The sequence below is a fragment of the Streptacidiphilus carbonis genome, assembly GCF_000787775.1.
Classification (GTDB): domain Bacteria; phylum Actinomycetota; class Actinomycetes; order Streptomycetales; family Streptomycetaceae; genus Streptacidiphilus; species Streptacidiphilus carbonis.
Window position 1 is genome coordinate 75,745 of sequence record NZ_BBPM01000016.1, and the last position, 8,911, is coordinate 84,655.

Sequence of the window (8,911 nt, forward strand, 5' to 3'; positions counted from 1 at the left end):
AAGGCCCCGGGGTCTTCACACCACCGAGGCCATGTTCGCCAACCAAATCGCGTCCGCAGCTAGCAGGCGAGGGCGCACGAATTGGAAGGAGCTACTGGCAATGATGCCAGCCCAACAGCTCGAAGGCACCACCACCGTCGGCACACCGCCGTCGATCTTCAGCGGTGACGACGCGACCACCCACCCCCGCACCGCCTACGCCCGCTACAGCACCCCGGTGGCGGACCTCCCCAAGCCGTTCAGCGCGGGCCTCATCCGCTTCACGAAGCCCAGGAAGGGCAGCGTGCTCTCCTGCGCCTGGGTCGCCGCCTACCCGGGTGCCGAGCCGGTCCTGATGGTCGGATACGACGGCACCCGCATCGGCCGGGACCTGGTGGAAGCGATCATCCACGACCGGTACGGCATCCCCGACGAGGTCATCGAGGTGTCGATGTGATCGCCACCGTGGACGAGTCGACCGCCGTGAACAACGACCCCATCGAGGGCGCCAAGACCGAGATCGTCGTCACCGACGGGTCCGACGGCATCACCCTCGTCGGACAGATCCAGTCCTGGCTGGCGGAGCCGGGCTTCCCCGCCCTGACGGAGATCCTCCTGTCCGTCCAGACCGGGCAGGGCCTCGCCGCGCTCACGCCGGCTGCGGTCCGCGCCCTGGCGCCGGGCCTGCACCGGTTCGCCGACGACCTGGTCGTCCTCGCCGACCAGGTCGACGCCCTCGGAGGTGCGTGATGCCCAAGGGCAACAACACCTTCACCCACCCCACCGCCGCGCCCGCCTGGGCCGCGGAGACCTTCACCGGCAACTCCGGCGATCGGCGGCAGTACGGATGGACGTCGCACCACGGCGACTCCGCCAAGCTCGACGCACCCGGCCCCGAGGGCGGGCTCGTTGTCGAGGCCCAGCTGTTCCAGCTCGTCGAGGACGGCGAGGCCGTCCAGACGTACCTGCGCTTCATGGGGGCCGAGGACAGCAGCATCGAGACCGACCTGACGGCGGGTGAGGCCGACGAGCTGATCGCCGCCGCCGAGCAGTGGCTCACCAAGATCCGCGGCTTCCGGGCCCAGATGGGCAGGGGCCAGTGAACGCCGACGAGATCCACATGCACCTGGACTTCCTCCTGGCCGTCCAGCCTCTCGGGGTCGGGGACGAGATCGCCGAGGCCTCGTACAAGTTGGTGCTCCGGATGATGCAGGACAACCCGGCGCCGTGGGCCGACGACGACCCCTTCGCCGCCGAGCGCTGGCTCGCCGCGCACGGGGCCTCCCCGGAGATCGCGGCGAAGAACGCCGCCGAGTTCGAGGTCTCCGCCCGTGCCTTGACCGCCATCAAGTTGGGCTACCCGCCGATCACGTTCAACGAGGTCGCCGAGGTCTTCAACGAGGTCATCCGTGACGGCTGATCCTCCGCGCCGGGACGGCCAGTAGCTCCGCTGCTGGCAAGGCCGGCGGTCCGGGCGCGGGGACGCCCAGCAAGGACCACACAGCACCGCAGCACCCGGGACCGGGGCAAACCCTCCAGCTCCACCGCCCCGTCCCGGGCCCCATACCAAGCACCTCCAGATGGAGAACCGCAAGTGACCATGGACCAAGGCGGCTGCCGCGAGGGTGGTTGCCGCCGCCGCACCCCCGCAGAGAAGCTCGCCCAGCTGTGCGACGCCGACCTGCGCACCACCGACCCGGAGCTCAGGCTCCTGTCCGGTGCCGTCACGGCCGGCGAGCTGCCGCCCGACCCGTACGCCAGCCGACGGGCTTTCGAAGACCTGCTGCACAGGGTGCGCGGCTACCTCCGCACCCAGCCTTCCGCCCGCTCCGTCCACGCCGCCGGACAGCGCCTCCAGCGCGCTATCGGCGGCGTGACCGCCGACGTGGCGAAGGAGGTGAGCGAGTGATGGAGATGAGCGACACCATCTTCGAGGCCTTCATGGAGCAGTTCGAGGAGCACGTCCGCGCCGACGAGCGGCGCCGCGTGGAGGCCGAGGACAACGCTCGGTGGGAGCCGATCCGCCAGCAGCTGATCCGGTCCCGCAAGCAGCCGCCCTGGGCAGAGCTGAACGCCACCTGGCAGGCGGCCCGCCAGCAGCGGTACGACGAAGCCGACGCGGCCCGCGCGGCGCGTGAGCACGACCTGCGGGAGTCCGCGTGACCGTCGACCGGAACGACGACGGTCAGCCGGACGTCATGCCCGACTACCGAGACGGGGTGGAGAAGGCGCCCTTCTGGGACGAAGACCCGAACGACCTCGGTGACTATCCCGACTACCTGCGCGAGGCGGACGAGGCCGAAGCCCGCGACACGCGGTACCAAGGAGAACCGCCGGACGAGGTGGACCCGGCGGAGGGCGTGGCTCGGGAGGAGCAGATCCTCCCGAGCCCGACCAATCCGATGGCCGTCGCACGTGAGCTCCTGCCTGCGTGGCTGCACGGGCGAGCTCTGAAGCTCCGCCGGTGGCACGGAGATTGGGTGCTCTGGGTAGGACCGCACTGGATTGCGGTCGACGGCGATGCGATGCGGGCTGACCTGTACCCGCGGCTGGAGCACGCGACCTATCAGTACGTCGACAGGAAGGGCGAGCAAAAGACTGCTCCCTGGGCGCCGACATCCGGCAAGGTCGGCAACCTCATGGAGGCTCTGGCGTCCATCGTCCACCTTCCTTCCGATGTTGAGACCCCCGGATGGTTGGCCGCTCCGGAGTCGACTGCCAGCCGGGCGCCCGTGATCGCCTGCCGCAACGGGTTGCTGGACATCTCGACGCGACAGCTGCAGCCGCTGACGCCTCTGTACTTCAACCGGGTCTCCGTCCCGTTCGACTACGTCGCCGACGCGCCCGTGCCCGTTCGCTGGATCGGATTCCTGTCCTCCCTGTGGCCCGGGGATCCCGAGGCGGTCTTGGCCGTGCAGGAGTGGTTCGGCTACATCCTCTCGGGGCGCACCGACCTGCAGAAGATGATGCTGATCATCGGGCCGCCGCGCTCCGGGAAGGGCACTATCGCCCGAACCCTGACCGCGCTGGTCGGCAAGGCGAACATGGCTGGCCCGACCCTGGCTGGCCTGTCGACGAACTTCGGCCTGTCGCCACTGCTGGACAAGACGCTGGCCATCGTCTCCGACGCCCGCCTCCCCCGGATCGGCACCGAGGTCGTGGTCGAGCGCCTCCTGTCCATCTCGGGCGAGGACACCCTCGACGTGGACCGCAAGTACCGCGACCCGTGGACCGGCCGCATCCCGGTCCGGTTCCTGCTGCTGTCCAACGAGCTGCCCGCCTTCGCGGACGCATCCGGCGCTATCGCCAGCCGGCTGATCGTGCTGACGATGGTGAACTCGTTCCTCGGCAAGGAGGACCGAGCCCTGGAGGGCGACCTCAACCGGGAGCTGCCGGGCATCTTGAACTGGTCGCTCGACGGCCTGCAGAGCCTCATCGAGCGCGGCCGGTTCAGCGAGCCGAAGTCCTCGGCCGACGCGGTCGCCATGCTCGCCGCCTCGGTCTCGCCGATCAAGGCGTTCCTCGGAGAGCTGTGCACCGTCGGTCCCGAGCACCGCGTACCGACCGACCTTCTGTACGAGGCCTGGGCTGACTGGTGCAAGGACTCGGGCCGCGATCACAAGGGCACCAAGGAGACCTTCGGCCGCAACCTGCTGGCCGCAGTTCCCGGGTTGCGACAGACCCGGCCGCTCGTGAACAAGGTCAAGGTCCGGATGTACCAGGGCGTCACGCTCGGGCAGGTCGGGTCATGAACGATCTTGGACCGGGTTCGGACCGGGTTCGGACCGGGTTCCAGGCCGCACCCGGGCCGGTAAAGCCGCAGATCAGAGCGTGCGTGGACCGGGTGGACCGGGTGGACCGGGTTCTACAGAGAACTTCTCGTGTGCGGGCGCATGCGCAGGAACGACAGCTCCAAACAATGCAGCGGAACCCGGTCCACCCGGTCCACGCCACTCAAAACGGCCTCCCACCTGCACCTTTCCTGGACCGGGTTCCTTCGGTCCGACCCGGTCCAACCCGGTCCATCTCCGATCAAGAGAAGCCGCCCATGAACCACGACCCAGAACGGGACCCTGCAGCCGACCTCGCCGTGATCCTCCGCGCCTCGGCCGAGCGCCGCATCGCCGAGCAGGTCGCCGCGGCAGCCCGGCGCCGGGAAGCCCAGCAGCAGACCCGCGCCGAGTTCACGGCAAGCCGTACAGCCGGAGTCCGCAGGCGCAATTCCGCCCGGGAAGCACGACTCCGCATGATCGCCAACCACCAGCAGGCCGAGGAGGCACCATGACCCGGCCCGAAGACCACACCCCGCCCTCGATCATCTGGGGACGCTGCCCCGGCGGAGGCCGATGGTTCTGGACCGCCCGCATCGTCGGCGGTGAAGACCGGCACGGCTGGGCCTCCAACCGCAACGACGCCGCCAGGAAAGCCAACCGCGCGGCCGTCCTGCTCGCCGTCGGCCAGTACGCCAGCATCCGCATCAACGACGACGACGCCGAACTGAAGCTCGCGGCCGTCATCGCCGAGAAGCACGCCCAGGCCAAGGCCGAGGACAAGAAGCGCACAGCCGCCGGCGAGACCCCGGTCAACCTCTACGCCGTCGAACGCGGCTACTACGACCACGGCGCCTGCCACTGGGTCCACTCCAGGATCGTGCGACTCCCGGTCACCAAGACCACGCCCCGGCGGATCTACTTCCTGCGCAGCAGCGAGCCCGGCGAGTACGAACGCGGCTACATCGACCGGCAGGACTTCGAGGCCCGCGGCTGGGTCTACTCCAGCCGCTACAACAAGATCTACGCCAAGCCGCCGGAGCTCCCGAACGACAAGCCGTTCATCCCGCCGCCGTTCCGCTCCGAGTACCCGTACGCACCGGTCTCCGAGCTGGAGTTGAAGCGGCTCAAGATCGCCATGCGCGACGCCCACCCCGACAAGGGCGGCAGCAGCGAGGCGTTCATCAAAGCGCGAGCCGAGTACGAGCACGCCCGCGACCGAGTCAGCCGATGACCCCGCTCACTTCGGGTCGACGCGGCTCCGCACCCACCGAACACCGAAACCCACCACAACCCCGACCCCGACCAACTCCAACAGATGCATCCACGTCATGCGGCGGAACCTACCCCAACGCCCCAACCGGCACCGCACCGACCAAGGAGACCAAGTTGACCAGCCGCCTCACCAGGGTCAGTCGGAGCAGCAAGCCGGCCATCGTGAAGCTCATGTGCCCGTCCTGCCGATCCGTCCGCCGATGCAGCCCGGTCGGGATCGCCACCATCGGCCGGCGCCGCCGAGAAGTCCTGGAGTGCTCCGAGAGCACCTGCGGGCTCCAGTGGATCCCCGTCCGCGACCACATCGTCAACCCCACCTGAACAGCACGGAGACCAACATGCTCAGCGCTCCCGTCCCGCCCACCGTCGTCGGCGCCGTCCTCGTAACCAGCGGCGCCGAACAGGTCATCGTCACCCGCTGCCCCGGCTGCGGCGCCGCCCACCGACACCTCGCCCTCGGCCTCCGCACCCCCGTCTGCGGCCGGCCCTACATCGTCGAACTCCACCAGGTTGCGGCACCCCGAGCCGTCGCCTAAGAGGCCCATCCCACACGCGCGCTGGACAGCACCCGACCGGTCACGAACGGCCCTATCGGCCGTCCCACAAGGCCTGCCGCAACCGCCGCACCAACCACAGCCCGCCGTCCGGTTCGCGAAACAACAGCCCGCCGTCCAACTCACCACCCCCTTGACCCCAGCACCCCCGAAGGACCGCACATGACCCACCCAGCCACGACAGCCGCTAGCGGAACACCACCGGACATGATCAGCGCAGCGCACGTTGCGGGCCCGTCCCACGCGCGCGGGAAGGTGGTGGAGGCGATGCCGCTGACGGATCAGCAGCGTTTGACGATCTGCGAGCGCGCTGACGCGGGCATGTCGGTGCGCCAGATCGCGGCCGAGTTGTCCGTCGCGCCGAGCACGGTGACGCGGGCCGCCAAGAGCCTCGGTGTGGTCTTCGACCGGTCGGCGACCGAGCGGGCGACGGCGGCCCGGGTCGCGGACGGCCGTGCCCGGCGTGCCGAGCTCGCCGAGCGGCTCATCGAGCTGGCCAACGGCGAGCTGGACCAGTTGTCACGCCCGTGCCGGGTGCACGCGTTCGTGGGCGGACAGGCACCGACGTTCCTGGAGCACGTGCTGCCGCAGCCGGACGCCACGACGCGGCTGGCGATCGCCCGGACCGCAGCGGTGTTCCTGGACCGGCACGTGCGACTCCTCGACGCGGACCGCACGGCCGCCGACAGCTGCTCGGATGTCGACGCATGGCTGTCGGCGCTGACGGGAGGCGCCCTGTGAGCGTGGACCGGGCCACCCGCGACGCCCTGGCCGTGATGGCAGCGCAGCTGCGTGGTGACGAGCAGGGCGTGGCCGCGCTGATCGGGGACTGTGACCTTCCGGCGGTGGCGGTGGTCCTGGCGGACTACGCCGCCGAGGCCGTGCGCTTGGCGGGCGGCCGGGAGGTCGGTGACGGGGATCTCGCCGAGCTCCTCGGGGTGCACCTGAGGCGCCTCGCGGGCGGCAGCACCCGGGGTGGTGGGTCGTGCTGAGCGATGAGCAGCGGCTGCGCCTGTGCGAGCTCGCGGAGGGCGGCATGTCAGTGCGGCAGATCGCCGAGCATCTGGGTGTGGCGCCGTCGACGGTGACCCGGAACGCGAAGGGCCTCGGAGTCCTGTTCGACCGGTCGGCCACGGAGGCGGCTACCGCGGCGAGGATCGCGGACGGGCAGGCCCGGCGTACCCAGTTGGCGTCGAGGCTGCTGGACTTGGCGAACAGCGAGCTGGACCGGCTCTCGCGCCCGTACCGGATGTCGTCGTTCGTGGGCGGCCAGGCGCCGGCCTATCTGGAGCATGTGGTGCCGCAGCCGGATGCCGTGTCGCGTCTTGCGATCATCCGTGGCGCGGCGACGCTGCTGGATCGTCACGTCCGGCTGGCCGGGATGGCGGGCAGTGAGGGCCTGGAGTCGGCGAAGAGCCTGCTCGGTTCCCTGGCGCAGAGCCTGGGCGAATACCAGACCGACCGGGATGCGGAGGCCGACGGTGCGAGTTGATGACCTGGGTCGGGCGGTCGCGCTGGTGGGTGCCCGGCTGCGCGGCGACGTCGACGGCGAGCGGGTTCTCCTCGGTGACTGCGGCGAGGATCTGCCGCTGGTCGAGGGCCTGCTGCTGGTCGCCGAGTTGTCGTTGACGGTGATGGCGCAGCGGGACGGGGTGAGTCGGGAGCAGGCGGCCGAGACGACGGCCGTGCTGCTGCGGTCGCTGGCTGGTGGTGGCGGGTGACCGAGACCGACGTGCCCGGCGTGGTGGTGCCACCGGAGTTGGCCGCCCTGGTCGGCGCCCTGCTCCACTACGGCGTCGCGGCGTTCGCGTCCCGCAACGGCGCCCTGCCTACCGTTCCGGGCCTGGAGGAACTGCGCGAACAGCTGCGCGTGACGGCTGGGGCCGCTAGCGGACGGCGTCCGCGCATGCTGGGCCTGCCAGGACCGGTGACCCGCTACTTGACGGTCGACGAGGCCGCCGAGCTGATGGGTGTCTGCCCGCGGCAGGTACGACGCCTCTCGAAGACGGGGGCGTTGATCGCCCGCAAGCCGGGACGGGACTGGCAGGTCGACGCAGAAAGCGCGACCGACTACGGCAGGAGACAGCAGGCATGGCAGCGAGCAGCGTGATGAAGGGCCCCGACGTCGAGCAGGCGCGCGCCGAGGTACACCAGGCGGAGACCGAGCTTGCCTCGGGCGGGAAGGTCGCCTTCGAGCACCTGCACCGACTCCGGGATCGGTGGCGTCACGCGGACCTCGCCGCCCAGGGTGCGCAGGCGCGGGCCGAGTCGGAGCGGGTCCGGGCCCGCCTGGAGGCGCTGACGGCGGTGGGGGCGGAGGTCGAGAACACTGCGGCTGCGGAGCCGGGCCAGGCGCTGCGGGAGGCCCTGGCCGAGGTCGCCCGGGTCTGCGCCAGGGTGCGTGCCCTCGCGGACGGGCACGATGCCACGGTGGCGGCCCTGGTGGCCGCGGCGGTGGACCTGCAGGTCGAGGCGAAGGCGCCGGCGGGTCCGCGCGCCACCTCGGGGCACGTGGCCGTGGAGGGCCGCGCGATCGTGCACAAGGCGGTCAAGCTGGTGCCGGTGCGGGACCTGGTCGAGCAGGCGTTGCAGCACGCCGTCACGGGTGATGTGGAGCGCGCCGCGGGCATGGCGCGGCCGGTCGTCGAGGTGCCGGCGGCCAAGCGCCCCGATCACCTGCTGCGGGGCCGTAACGGCGTCCTGCACCCGATCAGCGGGGACCTCAACAACGGCATGCAGGCGCACGTGCGCTCGGGCGAGGTGGTGCCGCTGTCCGACACGGACGTCGACCGGTGGATGCGCGGTGAGCTCGGTGAGTGAGTCCACGGCCGAGCTGGCGGTGCACTTCGCGGCTGCGGCGCATCACGCGGACGCGGCGGCGCTGTGCGACTCGGCGGCGTTTATGGCCCGGGTCGCGGCCTTGGGGCCCGATTCGCCGGGCTTCGTGGCGCGGGTGTCCGCTGCCGTGCAGGAGGCCGCCGCAGGGGCGCAGCAGCCCGTCCAGGCCCCGGAGACCGGGCAGGACGCCGGTGCGGCCGGTAGCGGGCCGTCGGGGCTGTCTGGTGCGAATGTGCGGGTGCTGCAGCAGTCGGCGCGGCGGGCGATGCTGACCCAGGACTACGCGGGTGAGATCACCGAGCAGGAGGTGCGGGACGCTGAGCCGCACGTGGTGGCCGCCTGGGCGACCGCGGGCAAACTCGCCGGCCTGGGCATCCCCGCGCAGAAGCCCCGCGGACGCCGGAGGGCTTGACCCCTTGACCCCCCGTCGGCTGTTCGCGGTCCCCACCGCCGCGCCGGCTGGAAGCCCGGCCTACGCGTGCGGCCGAGCTGCGC

General features: G+C 71.0%; 18 protein-coding genes. All 18 read left to right on the forward strand.

Translation table 11 applies throughout. From position 1 onward, the window contains the following. The first annotated feature begins 100 nt into the window (after positions 1-100). The gene (locus TR46_RS15135) at positions 101-436 is read left to right on the forward strand and encodes a hypothetical protein (protein WP_042400301.1); all 336 of its coding nucleotides are present in this window, start codon (positions 101-103) and stop codon (positions 434-436) included. Beyond that, positions 433-729 carry a hypothetical protein gene (locus TR46_RS15140; protein ID WP_042400304.1) on the forward strand — a complete coding sequence of 99 codons (297 nt, stop codon included), beginning with the start codon at positions 433-435 and terminating at the stop codon, positions 727-729. The genes TR46_RS15135 and TR46_RS15140 overlap by 4 nt, the downstream gene beginning before the upstream one ends. Continuing rightward, positions 729-1,082, forward strand: coding sequence for a hypothetical protein (locus tag TR46_RS15145; protein ID WP_042400307.1), 354 nt, complete (start codon positions 729-731; stop codon positions 1,080-1,082). The genes TR46_RS15140 and TR46_RS15145 overlap by 1 nt, the downstream gene beginning before the upstream one ends. Then, positions 1,079-1,399, forward strand: a complete 321-nt coding sequence (locus TR46_RS15150; protein ID WP_042400310.1) for a hypothetical protein — start codon at positions 1,079-1,081, stop codon at positions 1,397-1,399. Before TR46_RS15145 ends, TR46_RS15150 begins: the two co-directional genes overlap by 4 nt. A 174-nt stretch (positions 1,400-1,573) precedes the next feature. Then, positions 1,574-1,888 carry a hypothetical protein gene (locus tag TR46_RS15155; protein WP_042400313.1) on the forward strand — a complete coding sequence of 105 codons (315 nt, stop codon included), beginning with the start codon at positions 1,574-1,576 and terminating at the stop codon, positions 1,886-1,888. Further along, positions 1,885-2,142 (forward strand): hypothetical protein, encoded by a 258-nt coding sequence (locus TR46_RS15160; RefSeq protein WP_161790136.1) that lies wholly within the window; start codon positions 1,885-1,887, stop codon positions 2,140-2,142. Before TR46_RS15155 ends, TR46_RS15160 begins: the two co-directional genes overlap by 4 nt. After that, a complete protein-coding gene (locus TR46_RS15165; RefSeq protein ID WP_236655339.1) occupies positions 2,139-3,731 on the forward strand; it encodes a DNA primase family protein in 1,593 nt (530 codons plus the stop codon). The genes TR46_RS15160 and TR46_RS15165 overlap by 4 nt, the downstream gene beginning before the upstream one ends. Positions 3,732-4,027: 296 nt before the next feature. Continuing rightward, positions 4,028-4,264: a hypothetical protein gene (locus TR46_RS15170; RefSeq protein ID WP_042400330.1), complete on the forward strand. Its 237-nt coding sequence runs from the start codon at positions 4,028-4,030 to the stop codon at positions 4,262-4,264. Then, positions 4,261-4,983 (forward strand): hypothetical protein, encoded by a 723-nt coding sequence (locus TR46_RS15175; protein ID WP_042400334.1) that lies wholly within the window; start codon positions 4,261-4,263, stop codon positions 4,981-4,983. Before TR46_RS15170 ends, TR46_RS15175 begins: the two co-directional genes overlap by 4 nt. 155 nt (positions 4,984-5,138) lie before the next feature. Continuing rightward, the gene (locus tag TR46_RS41095) at positions 5,139-5,345 is read left to right on the forward strand and encodes a hypothetical protein (protein WP_152626493.1); all 207 of its coding nucleotides are present in this window, start codon (positions 5,139-5,141) and stop codon (positions 5,343-5,345) included. A gap of 17 nt (positions 5,346-5,362) precedes the next feature. Further along, on the forward strand, positions 5,363-5,560 hold the full coding sequence (locus TR46_RS41100) for a hypothetical protein (RefSeq protein WP_152626494.1): 198 nt from the start codon (positions 5,363-5,365) through the stop codon (positions 5,558-5,560). A 285-nt stretch (positions 5,561-5,845) separates the two neighbouring features. Then, positions 5,846-6,319 (forward strand): helix-turn-helix domain-containing protein, encoded by a 474-nt coding sequence (locus tag TR46_RS37960; RefSeq protein ID WP_161790137.1) that lies wholly within the window; start codon positions 5,846-5,848, stop codon positions 6,317-6,319. Continuing rightward, positions 6,316-6,570, forward strand: a complete 255-nt coding sequence (locus TR46_RS15190; protein WP_042400340.1) for a hypothetical protein — start codon at positions 6,316-6,318, stop codon at positions 6,568-6,570. The genes TR46_RS37960 and TR46_RS15190 overlap by 4 nt, the downstream gene beginning before the upstream one ends. Beyond that, positions 6,564-7,070 carry a winged helix-turn-helix domain-containing protein gene (locus TR46_RS15195; protein WP_042400343.1) on the forward strand — a complete coding sequence of 169 codons (507 nt, stop codon included), beginning with the start codon at positions 6,564-6,566 and terminating at the stop codon, positions 7,068-7,070. Before TR46_RS15190 ends, TR46_RS15195 begins: the two co-directional genes overlap by 7 nt. Further along, complete coding sequence (locus TR46_RS15200) at positions 7,060-7,299, forward strand: hypothetical protein (protein ID WP_042400354.1); 240 nt, start codon at positions 7,060-7,062, stop codon at positions 7,297-7,299. The genes TR46_RS15195 and TR46_RS15200 overlap by 11 nt, the downstream gene beginning before the upstream one ends. Next, positions 7,296-7,688 carry a helix-turn-helix domain-containing protein gene (locus TR46_RS37965; RefSeq protein WP_052432826.1) on the forward strand — a complete coding sequence of 131 codons (393 nt, stop codon included), beginning with the start codon at positions 7,296-7,298 and terminating at the stop codon, positions 7,686-7,688. The genes TR46_RS15200 and TR46_RS37965 overlap by 4 nt, the downstream gene beginning before the upstream one ends. Beyond that, complete coding sequence (locus TR46_RS15210; protein WP_042400357.1) at positions 7,670-8,398, forward strand: hypothetical protein; 729 nt, start codon at positions 7,670-7,672, stop codon at positions 8,396-8,398. The genes TR46_RS37965 and TR46_RS15210 overlap by 19 nt, the downstream gene beginning before the upstream one ends. Next, on the forward strand, positions 8,391-8,828 hold the full coding sequence (locus TR46_RS37970; protein ID WP_152626496.1) for a hypothetical protein: 438 nt from the start codon (positions 8,391-8,393) through the stop codon (positions 8,826-8,828). The genes TR46_RS15210 and TR46_RS37970 overlap by 8 nt, the downstream gene beginning before the upstream one ends. The last annotated feature ends 83 nt before the right edge of the window (positions 8,829-8,911 follow it).

What these genes read in the sequence shown, in the direction of transcription:
- TR46_RS15135 (WP_042400301.1), top strand. Translation starts at nt 101, where the DNA reads ATGATGCCAGCCCAACAGCTCGAAGGCACCACCACCGTCGGCACACCG.
- TR46_RS15145 (WP_042400307.1), top strand. Translation starts at nt 729, where the DNA reads ATGCCCAAGGGCAACAACACCTTCACCCACCCCACCGCCGCGCCCGCC.
- TR46_RS15170 (WP_042400330.1), top strand. Translation starts at nt 4,028, where the DNA reads ATGAACCACGACCCAGAACGGGACCCTGCAGCCGACCTCGCCGTGATC.
- TR46_RS15175 (WP_042400334.1), top strand. Translation starts at nt 4,261, where the DNA reads ATGACCCGGCCCGAAGACCACACCCCGCCCTCGATCATCTGGGGACGC.
- TR46_RS41100 (WP_152626494.1), top strand. Translation starts at nt 5,363, where the DNA reads ATGCTCAGCGCTCCCGTCCCGCCCACCGTCGTCGGCGCCGTCCTCGTA.
- TR46_RS37960 (WP_161790137.1), top strand. Translation starts at nt 5,846, where the DNA reads ATGCCGCTGACGGATCAGCAGCGTTTGACGATCTGCGAGCGCGCTGAC.
- TR46_RS15210 (WP_042400357.1), top strand. Translation starts at nt 7,670, where the DNA reads ATGGCAGCGAGCAGCGTGATGAAGGGCCCCGACGTCGAGCAGGCGCGC.